Consider the following 19,598-nt stretch of genomic DNA (forward strand, 5'->3'; position numbering starts at 1 on the left):
GGCAATTTGCCCTTGACCAGCACGGGAATCGAGACGGAAAACTCTCACGATTCGTCTATACCTGGAAGAAACCCCGGTCTTGAGAAGGCGATTGTGGAATGAAGGCATTTGGACACGCGCTGCTGCTTTTCTTGGCGCTGTTGTGGGCTTCGAAGGGCAGTGCACAGCCCAACGACGTGATTTTCATCGGCGACTTCGAGCCCCGAGACTTCGTGTACCAGCCCAATGAGCCCCTGGACGTCCTGTTTTTCTGCGAGCTGTTCTACACCGATGACAGCACGCTTTCGCAGAATCGCTACTACTTCGATTTCGCGTTTGACGGCGCGGTTCAGGGCGGTTTCCAAGTCGATACGGGGGATTTTGTGACGGTCAATGGCAACTACACCATCACCAACGGCCAGATCACCTTTGACGCAACCAATGGCTTTGGCGCCGATTTTGCGATGACCACCAACACAATCACTCCCAGGCTGGGCATTCCCGGCTTCTTCGGGGCGACCGGCAACGGGCTAGGACGGCCTGCGCAGCTTGCGTGTATCGCCATCGGGCATGGCTACGATACGGCGACCGAAGTGTACGAACGCTACGAGTGTCAGGACCAGCTGACCGCTGCCGGCACCTACAGCAACGTGATCGAGCTCAACGCGTTTGATTCAACAATCAATCTGTTTGTACCGGGCGCCGCGTTTCGGCAGCGCGACTTTTTTGCCTCGGGCACCACAACGGGCGACCCAACGCTGATCGAGCGCAACGACTTTGGCATCTACCGACGCGACGGGAACCGCGTGTTTCTGGATTTCACGCTGGGCCCGCTGCCGCTAAGCTTCAGCGATTGGAACACCGCCACAGCGGACGCCGTGAACAACTCGCTGGCGATCGGCGAGTTTGATCCACCGCTGCCACCCTGTCAGCGGGTGGACTAGCGTCGCCGCCGAAGGGGAAGTCGCTGCTACGGAACTTCAAACCCGCTGGAAAAGACGACATCGCCGGTGAACAGCGCGACGTTGCCCGCATAGACAGGGCCTGTCTGGTCGAATGTGCCGCCGATGTAGAGCCCTTCTGATGTCGAGAGGAGGCTGGTGCCAACGCCGGGCACAACACTTCCCGAGCCGAGCGCCGGGAATGGCGTCTGGATCGTACCGCCATTGAGTCCGATCCAGCTGCTGCCATCCCATGCGGCGATACCACGGCTGGTAACACCTCCTGCGTCATCAAAGTCACCGGTGATGTAAATCAGTCCGTCGTGTAGCCGGATATCCTGAACGCTGGTCGCGGCAGCGCCGCCGTCAAGGCCGGTACCCAGAGCAAAGAGATTGCTTCCGTCCCAACGGCCAATCCGATTCAGCCGGCCAGGCGCATTGTCGACGACGGTAAAACGGCCACCGAAATACAGATCACCGTCAATGTTGGCCAGCGCGAGAGCACCCACGCCCGAGCTGAAGCGGATGATCACGTCCCACGTGCCGTTATCGAGCAGCGCAATCACGTCACGCCGCGTACCGTTTTCAAACCGGAAGTTGCCGGCGGCCGCGATCTGCCCGTTGTATTCCCCGATAGCAGACAACGAGATCGGTTCCGGAAAGCCGCTGCTCGCGTCCTCGATAGTGCTGCCATTAAACCGACAGACCCGGGGGAGCACGGACCCGCAGCCGCCGCCAACGCCAGAGAAATAGAGGGCGTTTTCAAGGACGTAAAGGTTGTCAGCAAAAACGTCGGAACCGCCGGCATCGCGCCAGCTGCTGCCGTTCCAGGCTACCAAACCGCCGGTCGCCGAACCGCCGGCTCCACTGACGTTGCCGGCGGCATAAAGCTCGCCTTGAAACACCGCCAGGGAAAAAATATCGCCGGTGACACCGTTCCCGACGGCCGACCAGCGGGCGCCGTCCCAGCGTGCAATCACCGGTGCATTAACGTCATCGCCGGCAGAAAGAAAGCCGCCTCCGGCATAAACCTCACCATTGTATTCTTCAAGCACCTGGGCGGCGCCCTCAATCCCCTGACTGGTACCCCGCCAGAGCCCGTCAGGCTCTCCCTTACAGACAACAAATGGACTGAAGATCTCAGTCCCCGATATGCCAAAGTGAAGCAGACAGATGTCATTGTTCGGCTGCGTAATGACTTGCGTCGCTGTTAAAGCAGAACCCAGATCCAGCGCCGTGGTGTCAACCGCCTCCCAGGCAAACCCGTCCCAGCGCGCCAGCCCGTTCGCCCCTGGCAAATCCGGCCAGGGTCCGGTCACGTAAAGGAAGCTGGAGTTGGTGGCCATGCTCGGTACGGTAAAGCCAGGGCCCTGACTCCCGTCGTCCAGTGTTCGCCAGCTAGGTCCTGAGGCGACCGGGGACACGGCGATTCCCGGCACGGGCTCGCTGTCGATTTTGTCGAAGGCTCCTGTCGCGATCACTTCGTTGTTAAAAAAGGCCAGATCGCTGACGGTCCCGAACGATGTATTTCTTTCGGTCTGCCCAAATGGTGTCCAGGTAGTATTGGTCAAGTTGTAGCGGAATACGCCGCTGCCGCTGGCGACAAACACAAAACCTTCGAAGGTACGCACCACTTGGACCGGGGCCACAACGCCGTTGGTGGCACCACCGTTTCCGATCAGCGGCTCCCATTCTGCGCCGCTGGTTCGCGCCACTCGGCTGGCCGTGATCGGCGCCCCCTGGTTGTCCCGCACTTCGGTAAAGCTACCGCCGATGTAGAGGTAGATGCCACCATCGAACCAAACCGAATTGACCGCATTGTTCGGCCCGTTGCCTGTGCCGCCCGGCTGATACCAGCTGTCTTCAGCGGTGCTGTAGCAGGCGATGAAGTTGAACCCACCGGGGCTGAAGTTGGTGAAGTTTCCGCCGACGCAGTAATCATTGCGAAACGGGGTCACCGAGGTGATCGAGCCGCTGAAAATCCCGAAGTCGATGGCGCCGCCGGTGCGCCAGCGACCATTTTCAAAGAATCGAAGTACATGAAACTCGACCTCACCCGCGGCATTCACGAACTGCAGCGGCTGACCCGCGCCGACAAACCCTTCAGGCGTCTCGGCGATGGCCGTTAAGGCGAGCTCTGGAGCACGAGCAAACTGATCGCTCCACTGACCCGCCACAGGACCTGCCGCCAGCAACAGCAAAACCCCCAAGAGAACCACCATCGGGCTGCCGCAGCGGTCTGTGTATCGTTCGTTCACCATTGTCGTTCCCTACCGTTGAGCGTGCGGCACTTGCCGCTCCTTAACTAGCAGGGCGAAAAAACGATCTTGAGTCCGCCAGGACCTCCAGAAAAGTTGCGTTTACGGTGCTTCTTCGAAGCCGTCGAAGAACACAGGATCGGGCAGCCCGATGCTGCCCCTCGGTGCGCTGAACAGCTCCACGACTCCGTCGGCAAGCTGATCGGCACGATAGATGATCCGAGATCCGTCTGGACTCACGTCAAAGAACTCTACGCTGCCGCCGCTGACCAGCGGTGGGTTGACTTTCTGGATAGCGCCACCTTCGATCGACACGATGAACAGCTCGCTGACGCCTTGCGTATCCCGGTCTGCGAGAAACAGAACGGCCCGGCCGTCCGGGGTGATGACATAGCGGGTGATGCCGGTGCCCGCGGGAAACCCGTCAACCAGCGTCGTTACCGGTCCACCGCCAAACGGGACGCTGAACAATGCGTTGACGGGCGGTTGGCCTTTCGTGGCAACGCCACCGTCTTTGCTCGCCTGGTCAGGGACTGTAGCGTACACGACGGCCCTGACCTCATCGGATATCTCGAAGGTACTGACGATGTCACGGTTCGGCAATGGGGTATTCAGTTTGGTCGAAATGCCGCCGCCCGGCGGTACGCTGAATAGCTCAGTGCGATTATTGGAAGCCTGGTAAAAGACCGAGCTGCCGTCAGCGCTGAGGGCGAATGGCCCGACGCGACCCAGGGTAGGATCGCTCAATTTGACGCCCCCACCACCGCCGATGAGAACGCTGTACAGTTCAAGAAGGTTGTCCGTGTCCTGATCCGCAACGTAGAGGACCCGCAACCCGTCTGGGCTGATCTGGAACCGGAATACCCGCCCGCCGCTGACGAGCGGACTGTTGAGTGTCGTTATGGGGCCGCCATCAATGGGGACGCTGAATAACTCATCGGTTCCAAGCTGGTTCACGGCGGCCAGGTAGAGCACGGTCGAGCCGTCGGGATGGATTCGAAAGCCGGATCCGTTCACGTCGCCATTCGCGGATAGCGGCTGGTTGAGCTTGGTCACGATACCTCCGGCCGCAGGTACGCTGTAGAACTCCTGCACACGGTTAGTGTCCTGATCTGCAACGTAGACCACGGTGCCGCCGTCCGGACTGAAGATCGGATCAAAAATGATTTGCCCGCCGCTGACCAGGTCATCGTTGAGCTTCGTCACCGCGCCCCCGGATGCGGGAACGCTGTAAAGTTCGATCACGCCGTTCCTCGTCTGGTCGCCCGTATAGATGACTCTTTCCATATTGGGGCCAAAGAAGAATTCTCTGATATCTCCTCCCGCCGGCAGCGGGTCATTGAGTTTCTCCACGTTGCCGCCCTCGATCGGGACGGTGAACAGCTCGAAGACGTCCTCGGAGTCTTGAGAGGCGACAAAAAGGGCTTTGGTGCCGTCCGGGCTCAGGAGAAAGCCGTTAAACCGAACGTCGCGCCCCCCTTCCAGCGGTTCATTCAGCTTGGTCGGCGCGCCGCCGACGATGGACACACTGTAAAGCTCATCCACCTCATCGATGTCCTCGTCGGCCAGATAAACAACCTTGGCGCCGTCGGCGCTGATGGCGAAGCTAAGGATCTCACCTCCCTCGACCAGCGGACCGTTCAGTTTCACCGGTTCAACCTGCGCAAGCGCCGATACCAGGATCACGAAAAGCAAGATGAACCACGCCAGGACCAGCCAGATGACTGGAATGGGCTTCTGGCTGGATGGGTCGGCTTTCGAGGTCGCGCGGAGCATGGCTAACCGGTCAGTGTTCATCACGGTGCTTCCTCGAAACCGTCCGAAAACAGAGGATCCAGAACCCCGATAGCGTTTCTGGAGACGCTGAACAGCTCAACGACTCCCGCAACGTTTTGCTCAGCCTCATAGAGAACATGTGTGCCGTTGGGCGCAAAACTGAATGAAAGGACTCTTCCGCCATTCACCAGAGGCGCGTTGATTTTCTCTACGGCACCACCGCCGAGTGAAACGGCGAATAGTTCGAACAACCCTGCCGTATCCCGGTCCGCGATAAAAAAGACCGATCCACTGTCTGGGAAAATGGCACTGCTCCGAATGCCACTGCCGTCCGGAAACCTCTCCAGGATTTGCGTAACCGGACCACCGGTTAACGGAACGCTGAAAAGCGCATTCAGCGGCGGCCCACCCTTTGCGGCCGTCTTGCCAACGGCGTTAACAATCGTACTGAACGAGGAATACACCACGCTGCTGGCGTCGGGCGAGATTTGAAATCCGCCGATACGATCCGTCGCTGGGAGTACCGCGCTGAGTCTTGTCGGAGTACCTCCGTCCACAGGTACGCTGAAGATCTCACCAAATTCGTCAGAGGGCCGGTACACCACCATGGCGCCGTCAGAACTTAGGGAGAAACTGGAAAATACGTTTCCGACTTCGGGATCACTTAGCTTCACCGCCACGCCACCACCGATGGGGGCGCTGAAGAGCTCAACGAGGTCATCCGTATCCTGATCAGCCAGATAAACCACCCGGGAGCTATCGGACGTAATTTCAGCCCTGTTGACGTTACCACCGCTCACCAGGGGCCCGTTGAGCTGTGTTGCTGCCCCTCCGTTAATGGGCACGCTAAACAGCGCCTGACCATCCGAGGAGCTTTGGTTTGCCCGAAAGACCACGGTAGTACTGTCAGCACTGATTCGAAGATTGAGGCCATCGACGTCACCCGTCGAAGAGAGCGGTGGGTTGAGCTTGGTCACGGCACCCCCGGCCGAAGACACGCTGAACAGCTCGCGTACATTGTCCGTTTCTCCATCCGCGAGATAAACCACGGTGCTCCCATCGGGACTGACCCGGGGCGAAAACAGCACATCCCCTCCCGGGGTCAGGGCGTCGTTGAGTTTCGCCACCGTGCCGCCGGCGGCGGGCACACGGAAAAGTTCGATCACGTCGTTGGTTATTTGATCTGCCACGTAAAAGACGGTCTCGCTGTCGGGGCTAACCAGAGCAAGAGTGACGTCTGCCCCACCAGGAAGCGGATCATTGAGTTTTGTTACGACGCCGCCCTCTATCGGCACACTGAAGAGCTCAAAGACTCCCACCGTATCTTGAGAAGCTCTATAGATAATTCTGCGGCCGTCCGGAGTTACTGTGAAGCTGGTGCTAACGTCCCGCTGGCCGTCCAGAGGCTCGTTTAACTTGACCGGTACACCGCCATCGATCGATACGCTGTAAAGCTCGAACACTTCGTCGATATCCTGATCGGCGGCATACACCACGGTCGCCCCGTCCGGGCTGATTATTGAACGGCGAATATCGCCCCCCTCTACCAGCAAACCATTCAGCCTAACTGGCCCACCCTGCGCGAACGCGGAGAACGACAGCAGATTCAGTACCGCCAACAATGCCAGTACCAGCCAGACCACGGGCCGAATTGCCAGCCCTGGCGTTTCCAAGGAAAACTCCGTTTTGCTTTGCATATAACTGTTCCGCGATAGCCCAATAATTAACGTACCGACCGAAGCTCGGCAGGGCCGAGACGGATAGTTGTCCAGCATAAGCATGCATTGCGAGCGTTTGAGCGACCGTGGTAACCAGCGTTGAATCGGTGGGTGAACGGCCTTGCGTGTGGCGGCGACTTTCGTGGAGCGTTCTAAGTGTTTCGGCAGGTGCTTAGTCGCAGGAAAATGCAGCAACAGGCCAACCGATCGGTCGTTTTGCCTTCAAACAGAGGACAGCAAAAAAGACGCGGCTTTCGGTGACTCGGTGACCGGTTACAAAAAAATTCTCACCCGTCCTCGGCAAGGACCTGCTGGCGTCGATCCGGTTCAGGATGATTTTTCGGTTGCGCCCAAACGCTGTTGGGATCCCCGTACTGGGATCGCTGGTGCACCGCACGACCCATGCGCCAAAACGCCGCCGTGCCGATCAATGCCAGCAGGTTTACCAGCAGCAGTCCCCACTGGCCGGTTGCTGCGCTGCGCCACAGCGGCATGTCTACCACGATGGCGTCGGCCAGCGGGATAGCTGCGCTTAACGCTGCCGCAAGGTAAAGCAAATCCCTTGCACCGGCTGCCACCGAGCGAACAAAGCACCAGCCGATCGCTGCAAAAAACACCACAAAATAAGCCAGCTCAGTCAGCTCGGTTTGATTAGGCAGCTCAACGGCTACTCGACTCATGAGAAACGCGGTCGAGATGCCGGCCATGCAGCCGATGCACACGCCGCTATTCAGCTTAGCCAGAAAGCGGGCGTCCCTTCGCTGCTGCGGCTGCCTCCGCTTGCGCCGGGTCTCCACCCACAACAGGTTGCCGGAATAAAACAGGAACGCGCCGGCGAGGCCAAGGAAAAAGTACACCCACTTCAACGGGTAGCCGCCGAAGGTCGCAAAGTGCAGCGAGATCAGGCCATTGAACAGGTCTGCGCCGAGGGTGGCGGTGGCAGGATCATTGAGCGCCAGCGATTTTCCGGTCACTGCAGATAGCATCACCATCGCATTCGGCGCTAACGTTGTGCCCCCTTCGATAGTTCCAGACACCTGTACCGCGCTACCAAGATCACCGGCGTGAGTGAAGCTCAGCTCTCCCACCATCAGCCCGGGAAGCTGCGCTTGGGCCTTGGCAACCAGCTCGGTCACCGTCAACAGTGCAGCCGGTGTGCCGGTTGGGCTTGGCGGCTGAACCAACCCAAGCTCAGGGGCCAGCAGCGCAAACAGGTTCTCTTGCTGAAAAACCAGCGACTGGAACGGTGCCAGCAGCAGCACGCCAAACGCCAGCAGCACGCTGCTCCAAACAAACATGAAGTGCCACGGCAGCGAAATCACCCCCACCACGTTGTGCGTGTCCAGCCAGAAGCGTTTCAGGTTCTTCGTGGAGCGGATGATCAACAGGTTTTTCAGAAAGTCCGGCAGGAAGATGATCAGGCCAGAGATCAGCGCCAGGCCATAAATTAGGCAGACCACACCCAGCACGTAGAGCCCCCAGCTGCTGGGGAGACCCGCAGTGTAATGCAACCGATAGATAAACTCGCCTAGCGCCGCATTGCTCTCTACGTCGCGCAGGACGCCGTTCTCGGCAAGCTCGTAACCGTGGCTCTCGAACGTCCCGTCGTCCAGTCCTTCGAACCAGTACAGCTGGTGGCCGTGTCCGTGCGCATCGCCCAGGTGCAGATGGAAGTTCACTGCCGCGTCAGGATCTACCGCCAGCACCTGGTCGATGAGCTGCTGGGCCTGGCCGAGGTCCTGTGTCACCGAGGGAACGCCCGTGTAGCTGTCCCACGACTCCAGCTCATGGAAAAACACGGTTAGCGCGCCGGCATAAAACGCGATAAACAGCGCCATACCCGTACCCAGCCCAGCCCAGGTATGCAGACTCGTGAAGGTCTTCAGCGTCGACGACTTCACGCGCCGCCGATCCCAAGCTTTGCCAGCAGCTCGATCAATCCATAGCCGCCCAGCGACACCGCCAGCAAAACAACAGCGGCCATCCAGGCCTTTGGAATCAGAAAGCTGGCTGTTGCCACCGCCACCCACAGCGGAATCAACATCAGCAGCGTGGGCACCCGGAGCGACGGCAACGGCGGGGTAGCCGCCAGAATAAGTGCAATCAGGATCACGCTCGCAGGAATCGACAGCAGCACACCGACAAAAGACCTAGCGATCATGCTTTGCTATCCGCAAATAGCTGACCCACGGGGTGATGACCGTGGTCAGAAAGTACACCGACAGTAGCGTGTAGAAACCTGGCCAGAAACCTCCCAGCGCCTCACCGAACCAGAATCCCACGCTGATTGCCGCCAGCGCGGCGGCGAGGAAGGCAGACCTTACACGACTAGCCGCGTGACGGACGCCTAAGTGAGTAAAGACCGCTGAAGCCACCGCCAAGGCAATGCTCATTCCCGCAATCACGTACTGAATTTTCCTTGCAATACCTCGCCGCTAGACATCAGAAGTCGTAACGAACAAACGCACCTACGGTGCGGGGCTCGCCGAGACGGGTTTGAATAGGTGGCCCAAGAAACGACGGAAACCCATCACCAATGGGCAAATACTCTTCGTCGAGGAGGTTGCGTACGTAGACACTCAGCGTGTAGTTCTTGTACTGGTAGCCCAAGTCAGCGTAGAGCACCCAGCGATCGTCAACCGGTATGAAATTCTCGGGATCCGTGAAGTGCGAACCCGTGTAAGCCGCAGACGCCTCAAACCGAAGGCCATTTTCCCAGGCATAAGAGCCGCCCAAATAGGCGGTAATCTCGGGCGAAAACGCGAATTCGTTGCCTGCAAAGTCTTGGGCGTTGTCAGTGTTTGCGTTTTCGACGAAAGTCGTGAACTCCGAGTTGACGTAGGCGACCGTACCAAACAACGAAAACTGTGCGGACAAGTCGGCCTCAACGCTTAGCTCACCACCAAACAATCGAGACTCGCCGGCATTGACCGTTGTGGGCTGCTCTAACTCGTTGCCGCCGATTTCGAGGATTGTGGTCGCGGTCACCTGCTGATCGGTCCAATCGGTGTGAAAAGCGTTGGCCCGAACACGAATGCGATCGTCAAGAAACGAACCCCGATAGGCTAGCTCTATATTGTCCGTGGACTCTGCATCAAAGGCGACGCTGCCGCCAAGGACTGTAGAGACGCCGCCGCCGCGGTAGCCCTGCTGATACACAAGACTGAATGACTGGTCCTGCGTGTAGTCATAGGTCAGGCCGACCTTCGGCAGGAACGCATCATAAGACGTGCTGCCGCCACCCGCTTCGTCTTGAAACGCGGCGGCCAAAAAACTCGCCTCTGGGGGAATGTCGTACATGATCCCGACATCAAGATCGAAGTCTTCATCGTCGTAACGTGCACCGAGAGTCAGACTTAGGTCTGGTGATAACCAGTCCAATCGCACATCGACCTCACCGAAAACTGCGAGGTTTTGTACGTTACTGCGGTCGGTAGAGTTCTGTGAGACGGTAACACCGGCGAGCGGCGGAATACCCGTCAGAGCCCCGGCATCAATCGAGAAAATAAACCGATTGTCAGGTTTGATCTCGCTATAGAACATGCCCACCGTGCCAACGACTTTCTCGTATTCAAAAGCCAGCTGGAAGTCCTGTTCAACAACCCGTGAGCCGATATCCTGTGCATCGTTGAACAAGCGAGCAGGCGTGAAGTCCAGATCGCGAGAAGTAACCTGATCGAAGCTAAAATAATTGGTCTGGGATGTAAACGTCAGGCGATCGCTCAGCACGTAATCGAGCTCCAAGCGGACGATGGTGTTCTCCGCGTCTTCTCCTCCATCGTTATCAAACGCCACATCAAACGAGCTTGGGAAACTCGGACCAATGACCAGATCGACGCCACGGACCGTATTGGAGTAGGAAGCTGACAAGACCGCGTCGAGCCTGTCGTTCGGAGACCAGCGCAAAGCAGCTCTAAAATAGTCGTTCTCGCGCTCGTCGGCTTCCTCGTCCCGAAAGGTATTAAAGGGTAATCCGGTTTCGCGAAGCACGTCGGCACTAACTCTTAAGGCCAGCTCGTCGTCCAGTAGCGGCACGTTAGCCATTGCCGAATAGCGTTGAAAATCTCTTGATGCAAACTCCGCTCGACCAGCGAACTCCTGGTCAAAGGTGGGGTCGTTGGGATTAATGATGATCGCACCGGCAAGCGCGTTTCGACCTTGCTGGGTCGATTGCGGCCCCAGCAACACTTCAACCTGATTGATGTCCCACATCGAATACGTGCCGTTCCGCGTAGAGTTGAAGTTGGGGAGCGCTACACCATCGATCTGAGTGGAAACCGTCAAGCCAGAACCGGCAAAACCGACACCGTTGTAGGGGATTCCGCGAACGGAAAACCCTTCGCCATTCGGCACAACCCCCGGCGTCCGGTCCAGCACCTCAATGAGACTGTTATCGCTTCGTCGCTTCAGTTCCTCCGCGGTAATCACGATCGCGCTGGTCCGGGTGACCTGCAGCGTTCGCTCGCGAAGCTCACCGGTTACCGTCACCGACTCCAGCTCCAAAGGGCCCCGTTCCTCCTCCTGGGAAGCATTGCCGCTTTGACCAGCGTCCGTTGACTCATCGATCATGGATTCGGTAATCGTAAAATCACCTCGAGATGTTCTTGTCGCAATGAGGCCAGAGTCCTGGAGCGCGCGTTGGAGCGCAACGGCAGCGGTATAACGCCCGCGAACGGCTGGTGACGATTGCCCAGCAATCAATGATTCGGGGGCGATGATGTTAACGCCAAGGGCGTCCCCTAACTCGATTAGCGTTTCGGCAAGCGGACCCGCTGGTAGGTCGATATCGGTGGGCGCAGTCCCAGCGCTTGTGCTCTGGGCGCTTGCGCCCGTGCTCCCGAACCCTGTCGCGAATAGCGCCGTAATCAGAACGACGACCGCTGACGAGCTTTTTGTTGTGCGTTTCCCCACGAATCACCCCTTTTGCAATGCCTCATCGCGACTGCCTCTCAATCGCAACTACATTCATAAGACTCATGGGGTGCCAAAATCAGTACCCGCAACCCAAAAAATCTCGCGCGCATGACTCGTGACTAACGCTCCGCTTTGCCGCGGATCAATATCTGGCCTTCCTTTCCCTCGGTAACCTCGACAGCGAACATATGAGGTAACGTTGCAAGCAAGCCATCGATGTCCTCGCCACTGAAAGAAACCGCAACCTTTTCATTGGCAAGCTCGTCAGGAAGGCCGTCGAGGACAATTTCACGCGTTGAGTAGCGGTTGGCGTCACCGATCAATTCCCTAAGCGTTGCCCCGGCGTATTTCAATCGATCCGATCGCCACAACGCAAAATCTTCTGGCGGAAAGGAGGCAATTGTTGACAGTCCCTGCTCCCTGGAGGCTGACAGCTGCTGACCGACCGTCATTTCCCGAGTAGCCATCATGTCGGAATGGGTGCCCGAAATGACGATCGGGTGCAAAGCTTCAACCGTTCCCTCCGCCACCGATACGCGGACCACACCTCCGTTATTACGTACGTCGAACACCGTTCCTATCACACGAACGGTCAGCGACTCTGCAACAACCAGAAAGGGTCGCTCGGGGTCTGCGGCAACGTCGAAGACCGCTGCGCCGCCGAGTAGCTCGACGCGGCGTTCAGCCTCAGACATTGAAACCCGCAGTTTGGTAGAAGCACCAAGCACTATCTCGGTAGCGTCTGAAAGCGTCACGCTCCTGGTCTGACCTTTAGCGGTTTCATGAGCCGTCACCATCGCTGCCGAGCCAGCGTCTTGCGGGTTGCCAGACCCAATTATCAGGGCCAACATGAATACAGCTATGGCGGCCACAGCCGCAGGAAAGATCAAACCTGGGGAGGGGAATCGAGGTGCTTTCAAGAAGCCGAGGGCTCGACGGGCAAGTCCAGCTTCAGACCCTTCAAACAGCGCGACGTCGAGATTGTCTCGCCGGATAGTCCCAAGCGCATCCCAGGTGTCGGCCGCGTGCTGATAGGCCTCTACGTGTCGTGGGTCTTTTGCAAGCCACTCGTCGAAGTCCTCCTGCTCTTCCGGGGATAGCTCACCGTCAAGTACCAACAGCCGCCATTCAACAGCTGCCGCCTTCGTTGCTTGATGATACCGTGCCTTTAGCGCTGCCATTAACCGTTAGAGCCTTGCTGCCCATCAAAGGCAGCCTCGATGTCGAGCACAGCGCGCGCAACGTGCTTGACGGCCGCGCGCCGCGTGATGCCCAATTCCCTACCGACGGCAGCCAGATTGAGGTTCTCGATCCGATGGAGCAGGAAAGCTCTCCGGCGCCGCGGCGGCATCTGTTTCAGGGCTGCCGAAACCAATTTCAGCTGCTCCTGCACTTCTGAGACCCTTTCCGGGTCCGATTCGGTACCCTCGCCACCAAAATAAAGGTGCTTTATCTCAAACTCATAGCGGGAACGGGTACGCGAATTACGCTTTTCAGTGAGGGTCAGGTTGCGCGCCGTGCGCCACAAATAGGCCTTCAAGTTGTTAATAGATGACGGGTCTCGGACCTCAGCCAGCCGACGAAACGCTTCCTGCGCCATATCTTCGGGGTCCGGGGGGCCGTCTCCAAAGGTCTTTCTGAGATACCCAGACAGCTCAGAGGCATGAGCGGCGAAAAGGGTATCGATGGCGGAGGGGGCCACACTTGCCTTGGCTGAGGCCAGCAAAGCGGGTTCAGGTGCCGGAGTGCCTAAGGAGCGCTTGGGCGATGACGCTGCAGGTTTCGTCACGATAAACGGAAGAAGATCCAGCCAACGCTCGCGCTAGTTGCGGCTGAGGTTTCTAGGCCAGATCAAGTACTGCTGAACCTGGATTGAGCCGAGGCACCTCAACTGAGAAATGGGAATCATTCTCAGAAGGATATCGTGGACGTGAGTGCAGTTCAACAAGGTTTCGGGGGGCTTACTCCCCCCGATTTTTCTTACGCGATTCGCCCCGGTCTAGCGGTTTTTAATCTGCTCCTTCGAAGCTGCTGTTGAAGATCGTGTCGACCGAGATGTCGTAGAGCGTAGTCGTGAAGCTCACCTCGTTGGCGATGCCAACCATCGGCTTGCCTTCGGGGCCTGTGAACACAACGATGCCCTCAGGTGCCAGATCTCTTGCCAGCGTAGGATCGAGTTCCAGAGCGTCTTCGTCGAAGGTCTGCGTGAAGTCTCGATTGTTGACGTACTGAAGGAACGTCACGTTGCGAGGGTCGGTCACGTCGTACGCGGCCACACCGCCGATCCGCTCCAGGCCGACATAAGCCACCACACGGCCATCCGGCAGTGTGGACACAGCCAGCGCTTCCGGCTCGGGGCCCTTGTTATCACTGCGGCTTTCCAGACTCGGGCCTTCATCGTTGTTGGAGTTGAAGTGATCCGGAAAGGCGGCGGCGGTTCGCTGCTCGAGATCGTCACCGCTGTCGTATACCAGGTTGCCGAACCGATCCCAGATGGTGAACGAGCGCGCACCATATACCTGCAGCCGCTCAAGCTCCGGGTCATCGTCCAGGTTGCCGTCGACCGTCGAGGCACCCAGCCGGCCTAGCTGCTCGTTCTGCTGTAGGTCCGTGGCGTTGGGGAACACGGCCGCGTCCAGCGTCAGATCGCCGATCCGCTCGTCCTCACCGCGATCGTCACCCTCGTTGGCGGTGACAAAGTAGGTATTGCCGTCAGCGTCGGCGTAGGTCGCGATCGTGTCGGGCATGAACATACCCCAGACCGGCCAGTTGGTGATATTGATGGCGTTATCGCGATCGGAAGCGTCCAGACCAGCCGGCTGCGTGAAATCGATCAGACCCAGCACAACCGGGGTCGGCTCCGGGTTGAGCGGCACGCTGCCGTCGACCGGGATCGGGGTGTCGAGCAGGCCAAAGTCGTTGTCGTTGAGCACCGCGAGACGACCGTCCGGCAGGAGCGCCAGACCTTCAGGCTTGTCGCCAGCCTGATAACCGATCGATGGCAGGTTGGTGATTTTGACTTTGTCGACCGGCCGGATGCCGAGCGCTGCCAGATCATCCGGCGTGTGTTGCTCAAGCGTCAGGCCGGCGTTAAGCGCCGGTGCGCTGGGGTCACGCAGGTTGGTGGCCCCCAGCAGGCTGATCTTGGAGATCGGCTTCTTCGCTGTGGCGCTGACCGCCGAGTCGCGTTCGATGACGTATAACTCGTTGTTACCCGCGTAGACCGCATCACCGATTTTGTCCACATTGCCTTCCCGGAAAGCGGGCTTGTTCAGCACGTAGACGTATTCGGCGACCACCGAGCCGTCAGCCGGATCGATGCCAAGCATGCGAATGATGCGAGAGGCGTCGCCAGCGACGCGATCGGGGTTGGACAGCGGCGTCTGGATAAACGCGTAGAGAATGCCCGCATCGGTATCCAGGGCCATCGCCTCAAAGCCGCGGTTGCGGCGGCGGTTGGCGTATTCCGCCGGCAGCGTTTCGGCGCCATAAGTGCCAACGGGCTGCCCGGCGGCGGCCGCGGTGCCTTCCGGGATGTAGCGATTCAGCAGCTGACCGGCCGGATCGAACTGATAGATCGCCGGACGGTACTCGTCCACCATCCAGTAGTTGCCAGCCCCGTCGATCACCACGCCTTCGAGGTCCGCACCGAACTCATCGAGCGGCAGCGCGTTGCCGTTCAGATCCACCGGCTCTTCGTCAGCCCCATCGATATTCGGCAGCCCGGTGATCGGCGTCGTGCCGTCCGCACGGGTCAGCAGCAGCGTGTCGGTGATGCTGATCGTGTTGTCGGTCGCCAGCTCGAAGCGGACAACGCGTGCCTGGTAGTCCGGCAGCACAAACGGGCGCTCCACCGCGCCGTCGTTGTCAACGTCCGTGGGTTCACCGTTCGGCCCACGATCGGGGACCGTCACAAACTGCAGCGCGCCCGACGTGGCGTCCATGCCTTCGTACCAAAGACCCGAGAATCCACCCAGCAGAATCTCCTGGCCTGCGGGCGTGATGCCTAGTACCGGCAGCGTGGGAAATTCGATACTCGTAGCGGCCGGCAGACCCCGCGAGTGGTCTTTCAGACCGAGGGGCAGCACGTCCAGAACCGTTGCCGTGGCGAGGTCAACAACGCCGACGGCGTTAGCCTCTTGCAGCGTCACGTAGGCGACGTCGCCTGCCGGCGAAACAGCCACGTACTCAGGCTCCAGGTCGCGGCCCGCAACCGTGCCGTCAAAGATGCGGATTCCGCGAGCCCGCAGGGTTGCCTCCTGGCCGTCAAAGGCTGAGAAGTCCGCCAGCTGCGCAGTCGCTTTATCCAAACCTTCGGTCAGATCGATGACCGTCACCGAGCCGCGCGGGTCGGTGCCGTTCGGTTCGCCTTCGTTGGCTGACAAGATGTAATTGCCGTCCGGGCTGAAAACCACGTTATCGGGCAGGACGCCGGCACCAAAAATCCGCAGCAGATTGCCGTCGGGATCGAATACGGCGATCACACCCGGCGTCGTGGCGCTGGCGCTTTCGATGGCGGCAGCAATCAGGCCGTCGTTAGCGGCGACGCTGGTCACTCCAGCACCGTAAGGGGATACATCGATCTGCAGCAACAGCACCGGCGTATCCGGATCGCTGATGTCGATGACGTCCACCGTGTTGTCGTTGGAGTTGGTTACGAACACCCTGCCCGTGCTGGAGTCGTGACTTAAGATCTCAGCGCCGTTGCCGGCGAAGCTGCCGCGTAGGTCGAGCTGGAAATCGGGTGTGCCTGCGGTTGCAGTCATGGTGGCGGTGGCCAGGGCAATAGCCGCCGCCAGAGTTCGAAAACGGGGTTTATGGGTCATGTGCGCGCCTTTGATGACGTTTTAGTTAGCGGGGGAGCCGCAAGTAGACGGGACACGCTTTGCAAAACCGTTGCGGTTTTATGACAGAGATATTGCAGGCTCGACATACCCCCGGCGGGATGGTTCGTTTATGTAGTCAGCCTAGCGATTGGGCTCCTGTAACAAGTCGCTTGGGCGCTCGTATCTAGCGTGAAAGGAGCGATCAAAGCGTTCAGCTTCGATGGACCAAACCCGAGACCAAAACCAGACATTTGGAATTAGCGAGACCTATGCGCGCCGAAACGACCCACCAGCAAAGCCCCAGGTTTCAACCCTGGCAACGCAACCTGATTGTGATCCTGGTCTTCCTCATCGCTGACCAGCTGGCGTTTCCGCTCTACCAATCTCTGGAAGTAGAGATGAATTGGGATTCGCTGACCGAGCGGCTTTTACTGAATCACAGCTGGCAACTCCTCCCCCCGCTGGCGATCGCTGCGCTGTTTTTCGGTTTTCGCCGGGCGCCCTGGGCGCTGGGACTGCAGGCCAACCTTTGGACCGGTTTGGCCGTTGGGGTGTTTTGTACCCTCCCTATGCTGATTGGCTACGCCCTCTTCGGCTCCTTCAGCCCGGGCGAGCGGCCGCTATGGAGCCAAACAGCGTACTCGCTGTTCCCTGGCGTGTTCGAAGAGATCTTTTTTCGGGGATTCTTGTTTGGGCTGCTGTTTCGCTTCGGCGGCTGGGGCTTTCTGCCGGCCAGCCTTCTTGGCGCGGTGTTCTTCGGGGCAGGCCATATGTGGCAGGGTGCGGATCTCGCTGAGACCGTGGGTGTTGTCGCCATCACCGCCACCGGCGCGGTGTGGTTTGCGTATCTCTACGCCGAGTGGGACGACAACCTGTGGGTGCCGATCACCTTCCACGTGCTGATGAACGCCTGGTGGGGGCTGTTTGCGATCAGCGACACGGCCCTCGGGGGCGCCGTGGGCAACATCTTTCGGTTTGCGACAATTGCGCTGTCCATTGCCGTCACCGTTGGGATGGTGAGGCGACGAGGCTCAGGCTCCCGGCTCCATGGGCGCTGGCTCGTGCAGCGCGCGATGCCGGAGCCCCTCAAGTCGGCGGCTTGAGGTCAGTACCCGTCGAGAGGCTATGATGTCACTGCCCACGCAAAACGTCTCCTATGAAACCTAAGAAATCCAGCAAGGTGTTAGTCCTTGGCCTCACGCTTTTTGCGCTGCAGGCCGTGGCGCAGCAGACCGATCATCAGGGCTTCGCTGTCGAGGCCAACGGGAAGCGCCTGGTCGTTCGCCCGCAAACACCTGCCGAGGCCTACGAATATCTGCAGCAAACCCTGAGTCAGATGAGTTTCTTCGACGCCAATGGCTATGACGTGTCCCTGCCCGACCACCAGGGCTTCGACGAGGAAGGAGAAACCGGGAGCCTCAGCACGTTTGCCGATGAGGTTTATCGCGAGACAGATTTTGCTTCCGCCATGGCGGTACTTCATGAACGCAAGCCCATGCTTCAGCAGGCCCTGAAGTGGTTCTCGACACTCGACGACTCGTTATCGTTTTACGTGCCGAAGGAGTACACGGTTGTCCTGACGCTCTATGGCCCCGGTGGCTCCTACAACCCGGAATCAGCGACCATAACCATGCTGACGACGCCGGATGGGCGTTTCAAAGGCGGCGGGGGCGCTCACACGATTGTTCACGAGATGATGCACATCGCGGTTGAAGAGGCGCTGGTGCAGCGATTTGATCTGTCGCACTGGGAAAAAGAACGTCTGGTTGACGTCCTATGTCAGCGCGAGCTGGGCTCGCTACTGACAGACTATCGGCAACAGCCGCTCGGCGATGTACGGTTCGGTGAGGCTGTAGCTGACGTGCCGCTGGCTGGGCTCGCTGCAGCGCTAAGGGCCTACAAGAACCGCTGATCGAAATATGCCTGGATTCCAGCGACTTGCGGCAGTCCCGGGCGGGGTTAGTTTTGAACTGCGGTATGTCGCCGTCAGCGTCTGCGCTGACGGCTAGGAGCGAGGGCCCTAGGTTTGCCGCGTTAGCTCGGCACACCTGCCGAGCGGATCATCGATACGCGAAGTTCCCGTTGATGTAGGTGGTGAGGTTTTGAATCTCGTCTTCTTTGGCCCGCATCTTGTGCGTGACCAGCTCGCCGATTCCCAAGACACCGACCACTTTTCGACCGTGAACAACCGGAAGGTGACGGATGTTTTGCTGGCCCATGACCCTGAGGCACTCGTCCAGCGTATGCTGTTCGCTCACCGTCACGACATCAGCGGTCATAATCTCCGAAACGGGAGTATCCGCTGATGCTTTGCGCTGCAGAATAATCTTCCGCGCGTAGTCGCGTTCAGAAATCACACCTGACAAATGGTCGAGATCGTCCAGCACAACCAGAGCACCGCAGTCTTTTTCCGCCATTAATTCAACGGCTTTAAACACGGGTGCGTCTTGATGAACGCTAAAGACGTTGCGACCTTTTTCGTCGAGAAATTGGCTGACTGTCGACATGGCTTATCTCAAACACTGATTTACGGCATCTCACGGTGCACCATGGCGAGTGAAGAACATGTGGAAAGACCGAAACCCGGCATCGAATATGCAAACAAAGCCAAGGGGAGCGATTGCGCCAGCGCGGGGCAATCGATGAGGCAGCAAAGGAGTTAGCGCCCTCGGTCTTGAACCGATTGACTATCCATCATTATCGTCAACTTGCGTGACGGGGCTGTGCGTAACACCCAGTTGGGTGATCAGAAGCGCAGCCCCGATCAAGGCAAAACCCTTAACGAATGACGCCTGCTGAATCACCCGCCACGCCTCGTCGGTGGCGTTCAGCATTTCATAACCGTGCACCAAAATGGTGACGGGAAGCAGAAAAATGATCAGCAGCCAGCCGCCAAGCCGCGGCCGCCAGTTAAACAGTATCATTCCGGCTCCGGCTAACTCCACGACACCTGACGTCAGCACCCAGAATTCTCGATAAGGGACACCTTCATGCATCAAAGCCACGTAGCCGGGGATGTTGGTGAAGTGCGTAACGCCCGACAGCAGGAACAGCAGCGTGAACAAAAGCCGGCCCACCAGCGTAATAGCAAGGTGATTGGGTAGTTGCTTTTCGGAAAACATCGACGCGTGCCCTCGGTTTGCTGGCATTTACGTACCATTCGGTATTTAATTTACACTAGATCAA

The 19,598-nt window shown here is 58.7% G+C and carries 15 protein-coding genes; 3 read left to right on the forward strand and 12 right to left on the reverse strand.

Annotated elements, in window-relative coordinates:
* The first annotated feature begins 98 nt into the window (after window positions 1–98).
* On the forward strand, window positions 99–923 hold the full coding sequence (locus AAF358_05615) for a hypothetical protein (GenBank protein MEM7705008.1): 825 nt from the start codon (window positions 99–101) through the stop codon (window positions 921–923).
* A 26-nt stretch (window positions 924–949) separates the two neighbouring features.
* On the opposite strand, the gene AAF358_05620 is transcribed toward AAF358_05615, so the two are convergent.
* The 10 genes from AAF358_05620 to AAF358_05665 form a co-directional block, all read right to left on the reverse strand.
* On the reverse strand, window positions 950–3,181 hold the full coding sequence (locus tag AAF358_05620; protein MEM7705009.1) for a hypothetical protein: 2,232 nt from the start codon (window positions 3,179–3,181) through the stop codon (window positions 950–952).
* 99 nt (window positions 3,182–3,280) lie between these two features.
* Window positions 3,281–4,975, reverse strand: coding sequence for a hypothetical protein (locus AAF358_05625; protein MEM7705010.1), 1,695 nt, complete (start codon window positions 4,973–4,975; stop codon window positions 3,281–3,283).
* Complete coding sequence (locus AAF358_05630; GenBank protein MEM7705011.1) at window positions 4,975–6,651, reverse strand: hypothetical protein; 1,677 nt, start codon at window positions 6,649–6,651, stop codon at window positions 4,975–4,977. Before AAF358_05630 ends, AAF358_05625 begins: the two co-directional genes overlap by 1 nt.
* Window positions 6,652–6,959: 308 nt before the next feature.
* Window positions 6,960–8,573: a PepSY-associated TM helix domain-containing protein gene (locus AAF358_05635; GenBank protein ID MEM7705012.1), complete on the reverse strand. Its 1,614-nt coding sequence runs from the start codon at window positions 8,571–8,573 to the stop codon at window positions 6,960–6,962.
* On the reverse strand, window positions 8,570–8,833 hold the full coding sequence (locus tag AAF358_05640; protein ID MEM7705013.1) for a hypothetical protein: 264 nt from the start codon (window positions 8,831–8,833) through the stop codon (window positions 8,570–8,572). Before AAF358_05640 ends, AAF358_05635 begins: the two co-directional genes overlap by 4 nt.
* Window positions 8,823–9,065 (reverse strand): hypothetical protein, encoded by a 243-nt coding sequence (locus tag AAF358_05645; protein ID MEM7705014.1) that lies wholly within the window; start codon window positions 9,063–9,065, stop codon window positions 8,823–8,825. The genes AAF358_05640 and AAF358_05645 overlap by 11 nt, the downstream gene beginning before the upstream one ends.
* A gap of 49 nt (window positions 9,066–9,114) precedes the next feature.
* Window positions 9,115–11,241, reverse strand: a complete 2,127-nt coding sequence (locus tag AAF358_05650; GenBank protein ID MEM7705015.1) for a TonB-dependent receptor — start codon at window positions 11,239–11,241, stop codon at window positions 9,115–9,117.
* Window positions 11,242–11,705: 464 nt separating this feature from the next.
* Window positions 11,706–12,767, reverse strand: a complete 1,062-nt coding sequence (locus AAF358_05655) for a FecR domain-containing protein (protein MEM7705016.1) — start codon at window positions 12,765–12,767, stop codon at window positions 11,706–11,708.
* Window positions 12,767–13,375, reverse strand: a complete 609-nt coding sequence (locus AAF358_05660; GenBank protein MEM7705017.1) for a sigma-70 family RNA polymerase sigma factor — start codon at window positions 13,373–13,375, stop codon at window positions 12,767–12,769. Before AAF358_05660 ends, AAF358_05655 begins: the two co-directional genes overlap by 1 nt.
* 220 nt (window positions 13,376–13,595) lie before the next feature.
* On the reverse strand, window positions 13,596–16,412 hold the full coding sequence (locus AAF358_05665) for an esterase-like activity of phytase family protein (protein MEM7705018.1): 2,817 nt from the start codon (window positions 16,410–16,412) through the stop codon (window positions 13,596–13,598).
* 269 nt (window positions 16,413–16,681) lie between these two features.
* On the opposite strand from AAF358_05665, the gene AAF358_05670 reads away from it, so the two are divergent.
* Window positions 16,682–17,515, forward strand: coding sequence for a CPBP family intramembrane glutamic endopeptidase (locus AAF358_05670; GenBank protein MEM7705019.1), 834 nt, complete (start codon window positions 16,682–16,684; stop codon window positions 17,513–17,515).
* Between the two features lie 53 nt (window positions 17,516–17,568).
* The gene (locus AAF358_05675; GenBank protein ID MEM7705020.1) at window positions 17,569–18,324 is read left to right on the forward strand and encodes a hypothetical protein; all 756 of its coding nucleotides are present in this window, start codon (window positions 17,569–17,571) and stop codon (window positions 18,322–18,324) included.
* A 148-nt stretch (window positions 18,325–18,472) separates the two neighbouring features.
* Here the strand turns inward: AAF358_05675 and AAF358_05680 are convergent, their stop codons facing one another.
* Window positions 18,473–18,919: a CBS domain-containing protein gene (locus AAF358_05680; protein ID MEM7705021.1), complete on the reverse strand. Its 447-nt coding sequence runs from the start codon at window positions 18,917–18,919 to the stop codon at window positions 18,473–18,475.
* Between the two features lie 180 nt (window positions 18,920–19,099).
* Window positions 19,100–19,534, reverse strand: coding sequence for a DoxX family membrane protein (locus AAF358_05685; GenBank protein ID MEM7705022.1), 435 nt, complete (start codon window positions 19,532–19,534; stop codon window positions 19,100–19,102).
* Between the last annotated feature and the right edge of the window lie 64 nt (window positions 19,535–19,598).

The sequence above is a fragment of the Pseudomonadota bacterium genome (assembly GCA_039033415.1).
GTDB lineage: Bacteria > Pseudomonadota > Gammaproteobacteria > Xanthomonadales > SZUA-38 > JANQOZ01.

What these genes read in the sequence shown, in the direction of transcription:
- AAF358_05615 (MEM7705008.1), top strand. Translation starts at nt 99, where the DNA reads ATGAAGGCATTTGGACACGCGCTGCTGCTTTTCTTGGCGCTGTTGTGG.
- AAF358_05620 (MEM7705009.1), bottom strand. Translation starts at nt 3,181, where the DNA reads ATGGTGAACGAACGATACACAGACCGCTGCGGCAGCCCGATGGTGGTT.
- AAF358_05625 (MEM7705010.1), bottom strand. Translation starts at nt 4,975, where the DNA reads ATGAACACTGACCGGTTAGCCATGCTCCGCGCGACCTCGAAAGCCGAC.
- AAF358_05630 (MEM7705011.1), bottom strand. Translation starts at nt 6,651, where the DNA reads ATGCAAAGCAAAACGGAGTTTTCCTTGGAAACGCCAGGGCTGGCAATT.
- AAF358_05640 (MEM7705013.1), bottom strand. Translation starts at nt 8,833, where the DNA reads ATGATCGCTAGGTCTTTTGTCGGTGTGCTGCTGTCGATTCCTGCGAGC.
- AAF358_05645 (MEM7705014.1), bottom strand. Translation starts at nt 9,065, where the DNA reads ATGAGCATTGCCTTGGCGGTGGCTTCAGCGGTCTTTACTCACTTAGGC.
- AAF358_05650 (MEM7705015.1), bottom strand. Translation starts at nt 11,241, where the DNA reads ATGATCGATGAGTCAACGGACGCTGGTCAAAGCGGCAATGCTTCCCAG.
- AAF358_05655 (MEM7705016.1), bottom strand. Translation starts at nt 12,767, where the DNA reads ATGGCAGCGCTAAAGGCACGGTATCATCAAGCAACGAAGGCGGCAGCT.
- AAF358_05665 (MEM7705018.1), bottom strand. Translation starts at nt 16,412, where the DNA reads ATGACCCATAAACCCCGTTTTCGAACTCTGGCGGCGGCTATTGCCCTG.
- AAF358_05670 (MEM7705019.1), top strand. Translation starts at nt 16,682, where the DNA reads ATGCGCGCCGAAACGACCCACCAGCAAAGCCCCAGGTTTCAACCCTGG.
- AAF358_05675 (MEM7705020.1), top strand. Translation starts at nt 17,569, where the DNA reads ATGAAACCTAAGAAATCCAGCAAGGTGTTAGTCCTTGGCCTCACGCTT.
- AAF358_05680 (MEM7705021.1), bottom strand. Translation starts at nt 18,919, where the DNA reads ATGTCGACAGTCAGCCAATTTCTCGACGAAAAAGGTCGCAACGTCTTT.
- AAF358_05685 (MEM7705022.1), bottom strand. Translation starts at nt 19,534, where the DNA reads ATGTTTTCCGAAAAGCAACTACCCAATCACCTTGCTATTACGCTGGTG.